The organism is Citrobacter sp. Marseille-Q3906, from assembly GCF_916618775.1.
Taxonomy (GTDB): Bacteria; Pseudomonadota; Gammaproteobacteria; order Enterobacterales; family Enterobacteriaceae; genus Citrobacter; species Citrobacter murliniae.
On the sequence record NZ_CAKAKA010000001.1, the window covers coordinates 456,404 to 473,833 of the forward strand.

General features: G+C 52.5%; 13 protein-coding genes and 3 tRNA genes. 12 read left to right on the forward strand and 4 right to left on the reverse strand.

Translation table 11 applies throughout. The features are described from left to right. Positions 1-43: 43 nt before the first annotated feature. The 3 genes from mscM to rsgA all read right to left on the reverse strand — a co-directional run bounded on the left by mscM (position 44) and on the right by rsgA (position 5,490). Positions 44-3,358, reverse strand: a complete 3,315-nt coding sequence (mscM, locus tag LG384_RS02105; RefSeq protein WP_136345329.1) for a miniconductance mechanosensitive channel MscM — start codon at positions 3,356-3,358, stop codon at positions 44-46. Between the two features lie 17 nt (positions 3,359-3,375). Further along, entirely contained in the window at positions 3,376-4,344 is a 969-nt protein-coding gene (gene asd / locus LG384_RS02110) for an archaetidylserine decarboxylase (RefSeq protein WP_045438907.1), read from the reverse strand. Between the two features lie 93 nt (positions 4,345-4,437). Continuing rightward, the gene (gene rsgA / locus LG384_RS02115) at positions 4,438-5,490 is read right to left on the reverse strand and encodes a small ribosomal subunit biogenesis GTPase RsgA (protein WP_190284551.1); all 1,053 of its coding nucleotides are present in this window, start codon (positions 5,488-5,490) and stop codon (positions 4,438-4,440) included. A 218-nt stretch (positions 5,491-5,708) separates the two neighbouring features. On the opposite strand from rsgA, the gene orn reads away from it, so the two are divergent. The 4 genes from orn to LG384_RS02135 all read left to right on the forward strand — a co-directional run bounded on the left by orn (position 5,709) and on the right by LG384_RS02135 (position 6,755). Beyond that, the gene (orn, locus tag LG384_RS02120; protein WP_045438928.1) at positions 5,709-6,254 is read left to right on the forward strand and encodes an oligoribonuclease; all 546 of its coding nucleotides are present in this window, start codon (positions 5,709-5,711) and stop codon (positions 6,252-6,254) included. A gap of 199 nt (positions 6,255-6,453) precedes the next feature. Then, positions 6,454-6,529, forward strand: a tRNA-Gly gene (locus LG384_RS02125). Between the two features lie 37 nt (positions 6,530-6,566). Then, a tRNA-Gly gene (locus LG384_RS02130) sits at positions 6,567-6,642 on the forward strand. A gap of 37 nt (positions 6,643-6,679) precedes the next feature. Beyond that, positions 6,680-6,755, forward strand: a tRNA-Gly gene (locus LG384_RS02135). 269 nt (positions 6,756-7,024) lie between these two features. Here LG384_RS02135 and queG read toward each other — a convergent pair. Then, positions 7,025-8,164: a tRNA epoxyqueuosine(34) reductase QueG gene (gene queG, locus LG384_RS02140; protein WP_045438931.1), complete on the reverse strand. Its 1,140-nt coding sequence runs from the start codon at positions 8,162-8,164 to the stop codon at positions 7,025-7,027. On the opposite strand from queG, the gene nnr reads away from it, so the two are divergent. The 8 genes from nnr to hflK all read left to right on the forward strand — a co-directional run bounded on the left by nnr (position 8,163) and on the right by hflK (position 17,430). Next, a complete protein-coding gene (gene nnr, locus LG384_RS02145) occupies positions 8,163-9,710 on the forward strand; it encodes a bifunctional ADP-dependent NAD(P)H-hydrate dehydratase/NAD(P)H-hydrate epimerase (protein ID WP_225760385.1) in 1,548 nt (515 codons plus the stop codon). The two genes, queG and nnr, sit on opposite strands and share 2 nt — an antisense overlap. Further along, a complete protein-coding gene (gene tsaE, locus LG384_RS02150) occupies positions 9,682-10,143 on the forward strand; it encodes a tRNA (adenosine(37)-N6)-threonylcarbamoyltransferase complex ATPase subunit type 1 TsaE (RefSeq protein WP_045438937.1) in 462 nt (153 codons plus the stop codon). Before nnr ends, tsaE begins: the two co-directional genes overlap by 29 nt. Before the next feature lie 16 nt (positions 10,144-10,159). Then, complete coding sequence (gene amiB / locus LG384_RS02155; protein WP_225760386.1) at positions 10,160-11,488, forward strand: N-acetylmuramoyl-L-alanine amidase AmiB; 1,329 nt, start codon at positions 10,160-10,162, stop codon at positions 11,486-11,488. Positions 11,489-11,497: 9 nt separating this feature from the next. Then, positions 11,498-13,360, forward strand: a complete 1,863-nt coding sequence (mutL, locus tag LG384_RS02160; RefSeq protein WP_200012434.1) for a DNA mismatch repair endonuclease MutL — start codon at positions 11,498-11,500, stop codon at positions 13,358-13,360. Further along, entirely contained in the window at positions 13,353-14,303 is a 951-nt protein-coding gene (gene miaA / locus LG384_RS02165) for a tRNA (adenosine(37)-N6)-dimethylallyltransferase MiaA (RefSeq protein ID WP_045438946.1), read from the forward strand. Before mutL ends, miaA begins: the two co-directional genes overlap by 8 nt. A gap of 84 nt (positions 14,304-14,387) precedes the next feature. Beyond that, positions 14,388-14,696 carry an RNA chaperone Hfq gene (gene hfq / locus LG384_RS02170; protein ID WP_045438949.1) on the forward strand — a complete coding sequence of 103 codons (309 nt, stop codon included), beginning with the start codon at positions 14,388-14,390 and terminating at the stop codon, positions 14,694-14,696. Positions 14,697-14,769: 73 nt separating this feature from the next. After that, positions 14,770-16,050 carry a ribosome rescue GTPase HflX gene (gene hflX / locus LG384_RS02175; RefSeq protein WP_045438953.1) on the forward strand — a complete coding sequence of 427 codons (1,281 nt, stop codon included), beginning with the start codon at positions 14,770-14,772 and terminating at the stop codon, positions 16,048-16,050. 126 nt (positions 16,051-16,176) lie between these two features. Further along, on the forward strand, positions 16,177-17,430 hold the full coding sequence (gene hflK / locus LG384_RS02180; RefSeq protein ID WP_048222322.1) for an FtsH protease activity modulator HflK: 1,254 nt from the start codon (positions 16,177-16,179) through the stop codon (positions 17,428-17,430).

The following is a 17,430-nucleotide window of genomic DNA, read 5'->3' on the forward strand; positions in this document are numbered from 1 at the left end:
TGCCGGATAGACGCGTTAGCGCTGCCATCCGGCAAGACACCCATTACAAGCTTCCAGCCGGACGACTGCCTCTGCCCGCAGAACTTAACGTTCTCCCTGTTTGCTTACCATTCAGGCTTTCCAGACGCATCTGGAATGGTGGGAATGGCATATCAATGCCATGCTCACGGAAGCCCGCCAGAATCAACTGATGGATCTCATGGCGCAATGGCATGCGGTGTCCCATTTCTGCGGCATAGATACGCAATTCGAAGATCTGAATCCCTTGCTGAAGATCAACCAGGAAGACTTCCGGTGCCGGGGTGTCGATAACCAGCGAACAGCGATGCGCGGCGGTAAGCAGGATTTGCGTGACCTCCTCGCTGTTGGCCTCCGACGGTGCCGGAATAGTTAACACCACACGAGTGACCGAGTCGGATAGCGACCAGTTGATGAACTGTTCGGTGATGAACGCTTTGTTGGGCACGATGATTTCTTTACGGTCCCAGTCGCTGATTGTGGTGGCGCGGGTGTTAATTTTCGTCACGCTACCGGTAAGATCGCGAATTGTCACCGTATCGCCAATGCGGATGGGTTTTTCAAACAGGATGATCAGGCCGGAAATAAAGTTGGCGAAGATCTCCTGCAAACCGAAACCCAACCCCACACCGAGCGCGGCAACCAGCCATTGCAGTTTGGACCACTCAATACCAATCATTGAGAAGCCAACCAGGCCACCAATCAGCATCAGCAGGTATTTGGTAATGGTGGTGATGGCATAACCCGTGCCGGGTGTTAAATCCAGATGCTGTAACAGTGCCAACTCCAGCAGCGCGGGCAAGTTACGTACTAACTGAGTGGTGATGATAAACACCAGAATCGCAATTAATACCGCGCCCAGCGTTATCGGCTCTAAGCTTTCTACGCCTTGTACCGTGGAGGTGACATCCCATAATGAGATGTTCTCCAGGAAGCCGAAGGCAGAGTGAATTTCTGACCACAGCACGATAACCGAAAGCAGGGCGATCAGCATCAGGATAGAACGTACCAGGCGCAGTGATTGTGCGCTGATAGCGTCAAGATCCACTTCGCTTTCATCGACATCAATCGCCCCTTCAAGGCTGGTGGAATGCGGCGGTTCTTCTTCACCACGTGCGCGTTGTGCCAGCATTTCTGCCCGTCGATGTTTGGCGCGATCGAATGCCAGACGGCGGCGCTGAATCAGCATCCAGCGGCGAATGACGTGATAAATCACCAACAATAAGAACCAGATAGCTACGGATGTTTCCAGACGAGCCAGCAGTGCTTGCGCCGTTGCCAGGTAGCCTACGGCAGCCGCGAGAATCGCAATGAGTGGTGCGCCCATCAGCATATTCCACAGCATACTGTTGACCATGTTGTCACCGTTGCCCTCTTTATCGAGATATAACGGTATTCCGGCGCGTTTCAGACTCAGGGTCACGAGCGCCAGTGCCCCACAAATCAAAATAAAGCACAGGCGCCCCAGAGAGGCGGAGAATTCCCGGTCATTGAGATTATCAAACATGATCACCGCCATGATGAGCGGGACAATCAGTCCGATACTCATCAGGTAATAGTGCATTGCCTTAGCGACACGGTTACGCGGCCAGCCAAAGTGGGCAATGAACAAACCGTTAGGGCGTGCGAAGGTAGCGCAAATCATCACTACCCACAGCATTGGAACCGTTGCGGTAACGCCATCTCCTATCGCGACGGCCAGAGGATAGGGCCAGGCTTCCTGCAAACCATAACCCAGAGTTGCCCACAGTACCGGCAATGGGGAAGCGACGAGTATCGACCAAAACACTGTGCGCAACGTCAGCCAAAAATGATCCTGGGTTACTTTTCCCACCCGCGCTGACGATCGTTCGAGAAAGCGAGTGAAGTGCTTACGCGAATAGAGGCTAAACCCAACCAACACCAGCGCTGCGAAAAGCGGCAGCAGCGTTTCCTTGCTGGTCAACATCATAATGCTGGCTTTGCCAAGCTGATTAAACGTGTCTAATGAGATAAGACGACGCAGATCCTGGACTAAGTCGACAGGCCAGGAAAGTGATATTGGGCTGACGTCAGACGTCCAGAACAGATAGCGGTGAGTTGCCTCATTGACCTCTTTCAGCGCATCTTCCAGTTGGCTGTTGGAGACTTTCAGCTTGGTCAATTCGAGGATCAGCGTATCGCCGCCCTGTAACAGGGAGTTCAGTAGTTCACGCTGAGTACGCAGTTGGGCGTTGAGGATACGCTCTTGCTCTGCGGTAAGTGGTTGTCCATCGGCCTGATGGATCTGGCGCAACTGCGGCTGTTTATTAAGGAGATCTTCATAGCGCATTCGGTGTACGCGAAGTTGCGCCATTTCTGTATCTAGCTGTTGAGGCTTAGGCATTTCTGGCAGGCGGGAGACTTGCGCGCGCAGGGCTTCTCCCAGCATATTCGAGGCACCAAGCCACTGTGACTGCTCCCGCAACGTATTTAATGCCTGTCGCACCTGCAGCGTTTGGCTGGTGGCCTGCCGCTGTTGAGAGGCGACCAGGTCCATACGCTGCGCCTGCTGGTTTAAGGCCTGAGACAGCTCACGGTTAACCTTGAACTGGTCAACAATGCCTTCTGGCAGCCCCGCACTGTTCTCTGCCAGTAGTTCGGTGCTTTCCAGCGCCCGCTCGGCTTCACGCTGACGCTGACTATTGAGTTGATTACGTAATGCCTGCAGGTACGCGTCGAGTTGTTGGCTCTGTTTTTCTGCCAGTTCGGAGCGCATGCGCGCCAGTTCCTGGCGGTTGTTCGCGGAAAGCTGTGCCAGTTCCAGCTCATCGACCTGGGCTTTGAGTTTGGCCGATTCAGCCTGCATCGCCTGATTCAGTGGAGAGTTGCTGCTGGCTGCCCCCAGACGTCGCTCAATATCATTTAACTGACGGCGCGCATCGGTTTGCTGTTGCGGAAGCTGGCTTAATGAGTCGGCGATTTCGCGAGCGCGATCTTGTTCCTGCTGGGCCTGGCGGCTTTTTTCCAACAACTGGCTGCTGACCTGGAGGATCTCCTGGTTTAACGCATCAGTAGTCAGGCCAGTCGGCACGCTGCGCGGTTCGTCACGCAGATTGCTAAGCTGCGCGCGTAACGTTGCAGACAGTTTGGGGAAGTTATCAATAACCTGCTGATACTGTTCGGCACGCTCAAGGGAGCCTTTACGCTCCTCAAGGGCATTCAGCGCGGACTGGAGCGCCTCAACGGCTTCTGGCTGAGCGGGCTTAGCCGCTTTGGCCTGCTCCAGTTCCTGAGTGATTTGTTTGGCATCGGGGGCCGTCGCAGCGTGCGCCCCCAGGCTGAGGCACCAGGCCATCAGTAAAGTGATAATCAGGCGCACAGCAGCGATTCCTATGTTTAACCTTCGTCTTTTTTGTCATCAACCAGCGGGCTGACGTCGTGTTCTGCTTCGATCTCTTCCTTCGGAAGTGGGTTAGGTTCAGCTTCTGGCGTTACGAAAGACTCGGTAGAAATTGCCATCGGTTGACCGATTTTAGTGACCGAAAGATCCTGCAACTGCTCAACCAGGTTAACTTTGCCTGGTGCAAACAGGTTAATAACGGTTGAACCGAGCTTAAAGCGGCCCATTTCCTGACCTTTTAGCAGCGCCACGGAACCTTCGCTTTCACCGGCAGGCCATGTCCAGCGTTTAATGACTCCTTCACGCGGCGGAGTAATGGTGCCGGCCCAAACCGTTTCAATACTACCGACGATGGTTGCGCCAACCAGAATCTGTACCATCGGGCCGAATTCAGTATCAAACAGACAAATAACGCGCTCGTTACGGGCAAACAGGTTCGGTACGTTTTGCGCGGTCAGGATATTTACTGAGAAAAGGTCGCCAGGCACATACAGCATTTCCCGCAGGATACCGTTACACGGCATATGTACGCGGTGGTAATCACGCGGCGAGAGGTAAGTGGTTACAAACGTACCATTGCGGAATTTGTCCGCCATCTGGTAGTTGCCTGCCAGCAGCGCTTCAAGGCTATAGCTATGCCCTTTGGCCTGCAGAAGTTTATCTTCTTCGATGTTTCCCAGTTGATTAATCACGCCATCAGCCGGCATGACCAGAACATTTGGATCGGTATTAATAGGGCGTACATCGTCACGTAATGGGCGGACAAAGAAGTCATTGAAGGTGCGATAGCTGGCGGTGTCCGGCTTTTGCGCCTCTGTCATATCGACCTTGTAGTATTTCACGAACAGATCGATAACCAGCTTAGTTAGCCATCCTGCTCGTTTGCTCGCACCCCAACCCGCCAGGCGAGTGAGCCATAGTTTTGGCAGAATGTATTGTAGCGAAAGCTTAAATGAGTTTAACAAGGTAGCCTCCAGGCCATAATTTGTTCCTGATCCAGCGTGTGGGCCGGATCCTGGAAAAAAAGGGGACGATTCTAGCGATGCTTAGCTTAGTTGTCAGTTGTCTGTATCAGAAAAGTTTTTACGCGTTTTTACCTGAGCCATGCTTTCGAGGATACGGTGATAATTCTCAAAGCGAACTTCGGCTATCGCCCCTTTCTCTACAGCTTCACGGATAGCGCAGCCTGGATCTGCATCATGTTTGCAGTCGCGGTATTTGCAATGGCCCAGGTAATCATGGAATTCGACAAAGCCGTGCGTGATTTGTTCCGGTTCAAGGTGCCACAGCCCAAACTCACGTACGCCGGGGGAGTCGATGACGTCACCGCCGTGCGGGAAGTGGTACAGGCGAGAAGCGGTAGTCGTGTGTTGTCCAAGGCCGGAGTTGTCGGAGACATCATTGGTCAGGATTTCTTCCTGCAGGCCAAGCAGGTTGTTGAGTAGGCTGGATTTACCTACGCCAGACTGACCGGCGAAAATGCTGATACGATCGGTCAATGCCTCTTCAAGCGGTTTCAGACCGTCTTTTGTGCGGCTTGATACCATCAATACGCGATAGCCAATATTGCGATAGATATCCATCTGCTCATTTACGAAAGCCATGCTTTCGTCGTCCAGCAGATCGATTTTGTTGAGTACGATAATTGGCTCAACCTGTAACGTTTCGCAGGCCACCAGATACCTGTCGATAATATTTAATGACAGTTCAGGTAAGATGGCTGAGACAATAACGATTTGGTCAATGTTGGCAGCAATGGGCTTCACGCCGTCATAAAAATCCGGGCGTGTGAGAACGGAAGTGCGCTCATGTACCGCTTCAACGATCCCTTTAACATTGACACCTTCGGCTGCCGTTTTACCCGGACGCCAGACCACGCGATCGCCGGTAACCAGCGAACGAATTGTACGGCGGATGTTGCAGCGGTGAATTTCACCATCAGCAGATTCCACGTCGGCATGCATACCAAAACGGCTGATAACAATGCCTTCAGCGGTTTCGCCAAACAAGTTGTCGTCGTAGTCGGGTTTCTCCGTGGACGTTTTAAGACGACGCTGGTGATTTGCGTTCACGCGGCGCTGTTGGCCTTTGGAGAGTTTATTTTTACTCAATCGTACTGGCTCCTGATCGCCCATTATGGGCAAAACATCTATGATACACGCAATTTTAGATGAATATATACGCTTCATCCTTCACGCTGCCCCAGCACTGGCTATGCTCAGAAACCCAGGCCACATAGTTTTCTATGCCCTCAGGGTTTCTTTCCTTGCCGCCTTGATGCAGCATGAATGGTTTCGCGTATCGTCACGTAAGAAGGGTGGAAAATAGCATGAGTGCCAATGAAAACAACCTGATTTGGATCGATCTGGAGATGACCGGTCTGGATCCCGAGCGCGATCGCATCATTGAGATCGCTACCCTGGTGACTGACGCCAATCTGAATATTCTGGCTGAAGGACCAACAATTGCGGTACATCAGTCTGATGAACAGCTGGCATTAATGGATGACTGGAACGTCAGAACGCATACAGGTAGTGGGTTGGTGGAGCGCGTAAAGGCGAGCACGATGGGTGATCGTGAAGCTGAGCTTGCGACGTTAGCATTTTTAAAAGAGTGGGTTCCGGAAGGGAAATCACCTATTTGCGGCAACAGTATCGGTCAGGATCGCCGCTTCCTGTTTAAATACATGCCGGAACTGGAAGCGTATTTCCATTATCGTTATCTGGACGTTAGTACTCTGAAAGAGCTGGCCCGTCGCTGGAAGCCAGAGATCCTCGATGGTTTCACAAAACAGGGAACGCATCAGGCGATGGACGATATCCGCGAGTCGGTTGCTGAGCTTGCTTACTATCGCGAGCATTTTATTAAGCTTTGATTTCTATGCCCGGTGCGCTTGCGTAACCGGGTATTTGACGTTAAATTGTTCAGCTTGATTGCAAAGTAATCACTTGAACGAGTTTTTAAAAAAAACGTATTCAGGGGGGTTGCAGCTAAACGGATTTCTCGTATAATGCGCCTCCCGTAACGACGCAGAAATGCGAATTACGACAGCAACAAATTTCATCGAAGATTGTGCGGGAATAGCTCAGTTGGTAGAGCACGACCTTGCCAAGGTCGGGGTCGCGAGTTCGAGTCTCGTTTCCCGCTCCAAAATTTGAAAGTGCTTATCAGGCACAGACACACCCAAGCGGGAATAGCTCAGTTGGTAGAGCACGACCTTGCCAAGGTCGGGGTCGCGAGTTCGAGTCTCGTTTCCCGCTCCAAAATTTGAAAGTGCTTATCAAGCACAGACACACCCAAGCGGGAATAGCTCAGTTGGTAGAGCACGACCTTGCCAAGGTCGGGGTCGCGAGTTCGAGTCTCGTTTCCCGCTCCAAATTCTTATCTCAATAAACATATCCACAACGAATTATCGCGTTGGGGCTGTTTTCTTTTGTCTTTGACATACTCTTGTAAACAGACTTATCCACAGGTTCGGATATTATTCCTGGAATGCAAAAAACTTAGCCGGGTGAATAGTATCTTTGTAATTAATTGAATACGTTGAATTAATTATCATTTCAAACTGTTAATGCGATCACTTGACGATTTTTTCCCTCTTGAATATCAATGTGTTTTTATTTTTATACACAAGCTGTGGATGACTTAAGCGTCACGTGGCAAGCCTTTTTCAATGACCCTGACCAGGCGCTGCTTCTTCGGCAGTTGCACTTCAACCACGCAGGCATTTCGCTTCTCAATTTGCTGCGCAATCGCCCATTCTATGTGCTCATCGAGAAGTGGGTGCTCACCTCGGCGATTTTCCAGCGCATTGATAACAGCCCCATCCCAGGGGGCATTACCCAGCGCGACGGCGATATTTCGTAGCCAGCGCAAGTGACCAATACGACGAATGGCAGAACCTTCTGTGACTTTTAAAAACCACGCTTCGCTCCAGCTAAACAGTTCAATTAACTCTGGGGCGTGGAGTTGTTTGCGTGGGCTAAAGTCGTCTTCGACGGTTAACTGCGAATAGCGATTCCAGGGACAAATGAGCTGGCAGTCATCGCAGCCATAGATCCTATTTCCCAGCAGTGGGCGAAATTCTTGCGGAATTGCACCCTCCAGCTCAATGGTGAGATAAGAAATGCAGCGGCGGGCATCTACGGTGTACGGCTCAACGATCGCACCAGTCGGGCAGATGGTCATGCAGGCGACACACTTCCCACATCCTTCTTCTGCTGGCAGATCCACTGGCAAAGGTAAATCAACCAGTAACTCACCCAGAAAGAAAAATGAACCGGCTTCACGGTTAAGGATAAGTGAGTGCTTACCTGTCCATCCAAGCCCGGCTTTTTCCGCCAGTGGACGCTCAAGAATAGGCGCAGAATCAACAAAAGGTCTAAAATTCAGCGAAACACAGTGTTGCTGAATCATCTCTCCCAGTTTTTTTAAGCGGTTACGCAGTAGTTTATGGTAGTCACGCCCCAGTGCGTATCGACTGACGTAGCCCAGGGTCGGATTCTTTAAGGTGCTGGCAAAGGCCGCGTTGGCAGGGAGATAGTTCATTCGTACGCTAATGACGCGTAAAGTCCCGGGCAATAACTCTTGGGGACGAGCACGCATCATGCCGTGACGGGCCATCCAGTCCATCTCGCCGTGATAGTGTTTATCCAGCCATGCCTGCAGTTTGGGTTCGGCTTCGCTAAGGTTGGTATCGGCAATACCGACCTGCTGAAAGCCAAGTTCCAGCCCCCACTGCTTAATATTTTGCGCTAACTGATTGAGATCGAGGGGCTCTGACATGACGGACCATACAATGAAGAAAAACCTCGCAAGTATACCACACTCCATCTGGCACGCCGATGACATCAAGAGAGCGGAACGTGAGGCTGCAGACAGTCTTGGGCTGACTCTTTATGAACTGATGCTACGAGCGGGAGAGGCAACATTTAAGGTTACCTGCGACGCGTACCCGGACTCCCGGCACTGGCTGGTGCTCTGTGGCCACGGAAATAATGGTGGGGATGGCTATGTGGTCGCAAGGCTTGCCAAAGCGGTGGGTATTAACGTCACATTACTGGCGCAGGAGAGTGACAAGCCTCTCCCTGAAGAGGCGCAGCAGGCGCGTGACGCCTGGCTGAATGCAGGGGGCGTTATCCATGCTCCAGATATTATCTGGCCGGAAAAGGTGGATGTCATTATTGATGGGCTGCTCGGTACCGGCTTACAACATGCACCGCGCGCCCCTCTGGCTGCATTGATCGAATTGGCTAATTCGCACCCTGCTCCCGTGGTGGCGATAGATATTCCGTCCGGTCTGCTGGCGCAGACAGGAGCGACGCCAGGTGCGGTGATGCGTGCCGCGCATACCGTCACTTTTATTGCGTTAAAACCGGGACTGTTAACCGGTAAAGCGCGTGATGTCACTGGGCATCTTCATTTTAATGCTCTTGGGCTGGAGACCTGGCTTGCAGGGCAGGAAGTGCCTGTTCAGCGTTTTGATGCTTCGCAACTTGCCCACTGGTTAACGCCGCGCCGATCGACATCGCATAAAGGCTCCCATGGGCGACTGGTGATTATTGGTGGCGACCATGGCACTGCTGGTGCAATACGTATGGCCGGTGAAGCCGCACTTCGCGCAGGTGCCGGGCTGGTTAAAGTTCTGACCCGCAGCGAAAACATTGCGCCAATCCTGACTGCCCGTCCGGAGTTGATGGTGGATACGCTAACGCCGCATGCGCTGGAGGAAAATCTGGAATGGGCGGATGTGGTGGTCATTGGTCCTGGGCTTGGGCAGCAGGAGTGGGGCAAAAAAGCGCTGCAAAAAGTGGAGAATTTTCGTAAACCAATGCTCTGGGACGCTGATGCGCTTAACCTGCTGGCAATCAACCCCGATAAACGTCACAATCGCGTGATCACGCCGCATCCAGGTGAGGCCGCGCGACTACTGGGCTGTTCCATAGCAGAAATTGAAGACGATCGCTTACTTTCTGCACAGCGTCTGGTAAAACGGTACGGAGGTGTAGTGGTGCTGAAAGGTGCGGGTACGGTTGTGGCCTCCGAACAAAATGCGTTGGGTATTATTGATGCCGGCAATGCAGGAATGGCCAGCGGCGGTATGGGCGATGTGCTCTCCGGTATTATTGGTGCATTGCTCGGACAGAAGCTTACCCCGTATGATGCAGCGTGTGCAGGATGTGTCGCGCACGGTGCGGCGGCGGATGTGCTGGCAGCGCGTTTTGGAACTCGCGGCATGCTGGCGACAGATCTCTTTACCACGCTACAGCGTATTGTTAACCCTGATGTGATTGACGTTTATCATGATGAATCGAGTAATTCCGCTACCTGATGAACAGGCGACTTTAGACCTGGGACTGCGGGTAGCCAACGCCTGTGACGGCGCAACTGTTATTTATTTGTACGGCGATCTGGGTGCGGGTAAAACCACCTTTAGCCGGGGATTCCTGCAGGCGTTGGGTCACAAAGGCAATGTAAAAAGCCCCACCTACACACTGGTTGAACCCTATTCACTCGATAACCTGATGGTGTATCACTTCGATCTGTATCGACTTGCGGACCCGGAAGAATTGGAGTTTATGGGGATCCGAGATTATTTTGCCAATGATGCAATTTGCCTGGTGGAATGGCCGCAACAAGGTAAAGGTGTGCTTCCTGACCCGGACGTCGAAATACATATTGAGTACCAGGCGCAAGGTCGGGAGGCGCGCGTAAGTGCAGTCTCCTCATCGGGTGATTTATTGCTGGCGCGTTTAGCCGATTAATCTTAAGGGTGGCGGGATGATTTATCGCATCAGAAACTGGCTGATGGCAACCCTGGTCCTGCTGTGCGCGCAGGCAGGAGCCGCCAGCCTCTCGGATCTTCAGGTTTCCAACGGCGACCAACAGGCGCGGATCACGTTAAGTTTTATTGGCGATCCTGAATACAGCGTATCGCAGGACGGGAAACGAACTGTCGCGCTGGATATCAAACAATCCGGTGTGATTCAGGGATTACCGCTGCTGTTTAGTGGCAATAATCTGGTGAAGGCGATCCGCTCCGGCACGCCGAATGACGCGCAGTCTCTGCGGCTGGTCGTCGATTTAACCGAAAACGGGAAAGCTGAAGCCGTAAAACGGCAAAACGGTGGTAACTATACTGTCGTGTTTACGATCAAAGCCGATGCTCCACCGCCTCCACCTCCTCCAGTGGTCGTGAAGCGTGTTGAAGCGCCGGTTGTTGCCCCGCGTTTGGTTGAGCCTGCACGCAATCCGTTTAAAACGGAAAGCAATCGTACAACTGCCGTGACCAACAGCAATACGGTCACGCGACCTGCCGCCCGGGCGACCAACAACAATGGCGATAAAGTCGTTATCGCTATCGATGCAGGACACGGTGGGCAAGATCCCGGCGCTATCGGGCCTGGCGGTACGCGGGAGAAAAACGTCACTATCGCGGTTGCGCGTAAGCTGCGTAGCTTGCTGAATGACGACCCGATGTTTAAAGGCGTGCTTACCCGTGATGGCGATTACTTCATTTCGGTGATGGGGCGTTCTGACGTCGCTCGTAAACAAAATGCCAATTTCCTGGTCTCTATTCATGCGGATGCTGCACCAAACCGGGATGCCACCGGCGCTTCCGTGTGGGTACTGTCAAACCGTCGTGCCAACAGTGAAATGGCAGGCTGGCTGGAACAGCATGAGAAGCAATCTGAGCTGTTGGGTGGTGCGGGGGATGTGCTGGCAAACAGTCAGTCCGATCCGTACTTAAGCCAGGCGGTGCTGGACCTGCAGTTCGGTCATTCACAGCGTGTAGGGTATGATGTGGCGACCAGTATGATCGGCCAGTTAGAGCGTATTGGTTCGATGCACAAACGTCGACCAGAGCACGCCAGCCTTGGCGTATTACGCTCGCCTGATATCCCGTCAGTACTGGTTGAAACCGGTTTTATCAGTAACAACAGTGAAGAGCGCCTGCTGGCGAGCGATGATTATCAGCAGCAACTGGCAGAGGCGATTTATAAAGGGTTGCGTAACTACTTCCTGGCGCACCCTATGCAAACGGGGCCGCAGGGCGCACCGTCACAAACAGCCAGCGCTGTATCGCCGGGTGATACGTTAACAAATTAAGGATTAGCCATGCCGATTCAGGTTCTACCGCCACAGCTGGCGAACCAGATTGCCGCAGGTGAGGTGGTAGAACGGCCTGCGTCGGTAGTAAAAGAACTGGTGGAAAACAGCCTTGATGCGGGTGCTACACGTATTGATATTGATATCGAACGCGGTGGTGCAAAGCTTATCCGTATTCGTGACAATGGCTGTGGTATCAAAAAAGACGAGCTGGCGCTGGCGCTGGCTCGCCATGCCACCAGTAAAATAGCCTCACTTGACGATCTCGAGGCTATCGTTAGTCTCGGGTTTCGCGGGGAGGCGCTGGCAAGTATCAGCTCTGTCTCACGTTTAACCCTGACGTCCCGTACACAAGAACAACCCGAAGCCTGGCAGGCGTATGCTGAAGGGCGCGATATGGACGTGACGGTTAAACCTGCTGCGCATCCGGTGGGTACTACGCTGGAAGTGCTGGATTTATTCTACAACACGCCAGCGCGGCGCAAGTTCATGCGCACCGAGAAAACCGAGTTTAATCATATTGACGAAATCATCCGACGCATTGCGCTGGCGCGTTTTGACGTGACGATTAATTTGTCACACAACGGTAAAATAATGCGCCAGTACCGCGCGGTGACAGCCGATGGGCAAAAAGAGCGTCGACTGGGCGCTATTTGTGGTACGCCATTTCTGGAGCAGGCGCTGGCTATTGAGTGGCAGCATGGCGATTTGACGTTGCGGGGCTGGGTAGCTGACCCGAATCACACCACTGCGGCATTGGCAGAAATTCAGTACTGCTACGTGAATGGTCGTATGATGCGTGACCGGCTGATTAACCACGCTATCCGCCAGGCATGCGAAGACAAGTTAGGGGCCGATCAACAACCCGCATTTGTCTTGTATCTGGAAATTGACCCGCATCAGGTGGATGTAAATGTGCATCCTGCCAAACATGAAGTCCGCTTCCATCAGTCCCGCCTGGTGCATGATTTTATCTATCAGGGGGTGCTGAGCGTACTGCAACAACAGCTTGAAACATCGCTTCCGTTGGAGGGTGATGAAGATCCTCTACCAAGGCATATCCCTGAAAACCGGGTTGCGGCGGGACGTAATCACTTTGCAGAACCTGCGCCAGCACGTGAACCTACTACGCCGCGTTATTCCGTATCGGCAGGGAGTGGTGGCGGTCGCCAGGCATCTGCCAGTTGGCCGCATGCTCAGCCTGGGTATCAAAAGCAACAGGGTGAAGTTTACCAACAACTACTTCAGACACCTGCTCCGGTTCCAACGCACAAATCCGCTGTACCCAACGTGGCAGAGTCTTCTCTTGCCGGACACAGCCAAAGTTTTGGCCGAGTCCTGACAATCGTCGGTGCAGACTGCGCGTTACTCGAATGTGACGGACATATCCGGCTGTTGGCGCTACCGGTAGCTGAACGTTGGTTGCGTCAGGCGCAGTTGACGCCGGGACAGGGACCTGTTTGTGCTCAGCCATTGCTGATCCCGTTGCGTTTGAAAGTGACCGCAGATGAAAAGGCGGCTTTGCAAAAAGCGCAAAGCCAGTTGGCGGATTTGGGCATTGAATTTCAGTTGGATGCGCAGCATGTGACCATCCGAGCAGTGCCTTTACCCTTACGCCAACAAAATTTACAAATCTTGATTCCTGAACTGATAGGCTACCTGGCGCAGCAGTCCGTATTCGAACATGGCAACATTGCACAGTGGATTGCGCGTAACCTGATGAGTGAACATCCGCAGTGGAGCATGGCTCAGGCTATTACGCTGTTGGCGGATGTTGAGCGGCTCTGTCCGCAGCTTGTGAAGGCGCCGCCGGGTGGTCTGTTACAACCTGTTGATTTACATTCGGTAATGAACGCCCTGAAACATGAGTGATATCAGTAAGGCGAGCCTGCCAAAGGCAATTTTTTTAATGGGGCCAACGGCCTCCGGTAAAACGGCATTAGCAATTGAATTGCGTAAAGTTTTGCCTGTAGAGTTGATAAGCGTTGATTCCGCCCTTATTTACAAGGGGATGGATATCGGTACCGCCAAGCCCGATGCTGAAGAGCTAAAGGCTGCACCGCACCGATTGCTGGATATTCGCGATCCGGCACAGGCGTATTCTGCTGCGGATTTTCGTCGCGATGCGCTAGCCGAGATGGCTGATATTACTGCAGCGGGGCGTATCCCGCTGTTAGTAGGCGGCACAATGTTATATTTCAAAGCCTTGCTTGAGGGGTTGTCGCCGTTACCGTCGGCGGATCCGGAGGTCAGGGCCAGAATTGAACAGCAGGCGGCAGAGCTTGGGTGGGACGCGTTACATCGGCAGCTTCAGGAGGTTGATCCTGTTGCCGCAGCGCGGATTCATCCAAATGATCCGCAAAGACTTTCCCGGGCACTGGAAGTTTTTTTCATTTCGGGTAAAACTTTAACGGAGCTGACGCAAACGTCAGGAGATGCTTTGCCGTATCAGGTGCATCAGTTTGCTATCGCCCCGGCGAGCCGTGAACTGCTCCATCAGCGAATTGAGCAGCGTTTTCATCAGATGTTAGCTTCAGGTTTTGAAGCAGAAGTCCGGGCGCTTTTTGCCCGAGGAGATTTGCATACGGATTTGCCTTCCATTCGTTGTGTTGGGTATCGCCAGATGTGGTCATACATTGAAGGTGAAATCTCATATGATGAAATGGTTTATAGAGGTGTTTGCGCCACGAGGCAGTTGGCGAAGCGGCAGGTAACCTGGTTGCGTGGTTGGGATGGGGTGCACTGGCTTGACAGTGAAAAGCCTGACCAGGCGCGAAACGAAGTATTACAGGTTGTTGGTGCTATCGCGAACTGAATGTGTACAATTGAAACGTATCGTGCGCAATTTTTCAGAATCGAAAGGTTCAAAGTACAAATAAGCATATAAGGAAAAGAGAGAATGGCTAAGGGGCAATCTTTACAAGATCCGTTCCTGAACGCACTGCGTCGGGAACGTGTTCCAGTTTCTATTTATTTGGTGAATGGTATTAAGCTGCAAGGTCAAATCGAGTCTTTTGATCAGTTCGTGATCCTGTTGAAAAACACGGTCAGCCAGATGGTTTATAAGCACGCGATTTCTACTGTTGTCCCGTCTCGCCCGGTTTCTCATCACAGCAATAACGCCACCGGCGGCACCAGCAGTAACTACCATCACGGTAGCAACGCGCAGGGTTCATCTGCGCAACAGGACAGCGAAGAAACCGAATAAGGTTTTGGCTGTTTTACACACGGGGAGCCAGAGATCCTGCGTTCCCCGTTGATATATATTAAGGGGTTGACGCTTGTTTGACCGTTATGATGCCGGTGAGCAGGCGGTACTGGTACACATCTATTTTTCGCAAGACAAAGATATGGAAGATCTCCAGGAGTTTGAATCTCTGGTTTCTTCCGCCGGTGTCGAAGCAATGCAGGTGATTACCGGGAGCCGTAAAGCACCGCACCCGAAGTTTTTTGTTGGTGAAGGTAAGGCAATCGAAATTGCGGAAGCCGTGAAAGCGACAGGCGCTGCGGTGGTGATTTTTGATCATGCTCTAAGCCCTGCCCAGGAACGTAACCTGGAACAGTTATGCCAGTGTCTTGTCATCGACAGGACTGGCCTCATTTTAGATATTTTTGCCCAGCGTGCACGTACCCATGAGGGTAAGTTGCAGGTTGAACTGGCGCAGTTGCGTCATATGGCTACACGCCTTGTCCGTGGCTGGACTCACCTTGAAAGGCAAAAGGGCGGTATTGGTTTGCGTGGTCCGGGTGAAACCCAGCTCGAAACCGACCGTCGTTTGCTGCGTAATCGCATTTTGCAGATACAGTCGCGCCTGGAAAAAGTTGAAAAGCAACGTGAGCAGGGGCGGCAGTCGCGCAAGAAAGCGGATGTCCCAACCGTCTCACTGGTGGGATATACCAACGCCGGAAAATCCACCTTGTTCAACCAGATAACCGAAGCCCGGGTCTACGCAGCAGATCAACTGTTTGCGACCCTGGATCCTACACTACGTCGTATAGACGTAGCAGATGTCGGTGAAACTGTGCTGGCGGATACCGTCGGGTTTATCCGTCATTTGCCGCACGACCTGGTGGCGGCGTTTAAAGCCACCTTGCAGGAGACGCGTCAGGCGACATTGCTGCTGCACGTTATTGATGCGGCAGATTTCCGTGTGCAGGAAAATATTCAGGCTGTGGATACGGTTCTCGAAGAGATCGACGCGCACGAGATCCCGACCCTGCTGGTGATGAATAAAATCGATATGCTGGATGATTTTGAACCGCGTATCGACAGAGATGAAGAGAATAAACCAATCCGCGTTTGGGTTTCTGCGCAAACTGGCATTGGTATACCACAACTTTTTCAGGCTTTGACAGAGCGGCTTTCCGGTGAGGTTGCGCAGCATACGTTGCGTTTACCGCCGCAGGAAGGGCGTCTGAGAAGCCGGTTTTACCAACTTCAGGCAATAGAAAAAGAGTGGATGGAGGAGGATGGCAGCGTAGGTCTGCAAGTTCGTATGCCGATCGTTGACTGGCGTCGCCTCTGTAAACAAGAACCGACCCTGGCAGATTACATCGTCTGACCGGGAGGAAATGCCTGGGGATTTTTTGCCCAATACTCATCGAATTTTGGGTTGCAGGAAGGCGGTAACGCTCCTGTAGTGCAAAAAACGGGGTATATCACCGCATAACAAATATGGAGCACAAACATGGCGTGGAATCAGCCCGGTAATAACGGACAAGACCGCGACCCCTGGGGAAGCAGCAAACCTGGCGGCAACCCTGAGGGAAATGGAAACAAAGGTGGTCGTGAGCAGGGACCTCCCGATCTTGATGATATCTTCCGCAAACTGAGTAAAAAACTCGGTGGTCTGGGTGGCGGTAAAGGTACAGGTTCTGGTGGCGGTAGTTCATCGCAAGGCCCGCGTCCACAACTGGGAGGACGGGTCTTTACTATCGCAGCAGCGGCAATTGTCATTATCTGGGCAGCCAGCGGTTTCTATACCATTAAAGAAGCGGAGCGCGGCGTGGTGACACGCTTCGGTAAATTCAGCCATCTGGTTGAGCCGGGTCTGAACTGGAAACCGACATTTATCGACGAAGTTACTCCGGTAAACGTCGAAGCTGTGCGTGAGCTTGCTGCATCCGGCGTGATGCTGACATCTGACGAAAACGTCGTGCGCGTTGAAATGAACGTGCAGTACCGTGTTACCGATCCGCAGCGTTACCTGTTTAGCGTAACCAGTGCTGATGACAGTCTGCGCCAGGCTACCGACAGCGCCTTACGTGGGGTTATCGGTAAATACACCATGGATCGTATTCTGACCGAAGGGCGTACTGTTATTCGTAGCGACACCCAGCGTGAACTGGAAGAGACCATTCGTCCATACAACATGGGTATTACTCTGCTGGACGTCAACTTCCAGGCTGCACGTCCGCCGGAAGAGGTGAAAGCCGCGTTTGACGATGCCATCGCAGCACGTGAAAACGAGCAGCAATACATCCGTGAAGCTGAAGCGTACACCAACGAAGTTCAGCCACGCGCAAATGGTCAGGCGCAGCGTATTCTTGAAGAAGCGCGTGCATATAAAACGCGAACCATCCTGGAAGCACAGGGTGAAGTGGCTCGCTTTGCAAAAATTCTGCCGGAATATAAAGCCGCACCGCAAATTACTCGCGAGCGTCTGTATATTGAAACCATGGAAAAAGTGCTGAGCCATACCCGCAAAGTTCTGGTTAACGATAAGGGCGGCAATCTGATGGTTCTGCCGTTAGATCAGATGCTTAAAGGCGGAAATGCGCCAGCAGCAAAATCTGACAGCAGCTCAAACCTGTTGCGTCTGCCACCGGCATCAACCTCCAGTACTGGAGCAAGCAGCACTTCGTCCACCAGTCAGGGTGATATTATGGACCAACGCCGCGCGAATGCGCAGCGTAACGACTACCAGCGTCAGGGGGAATAA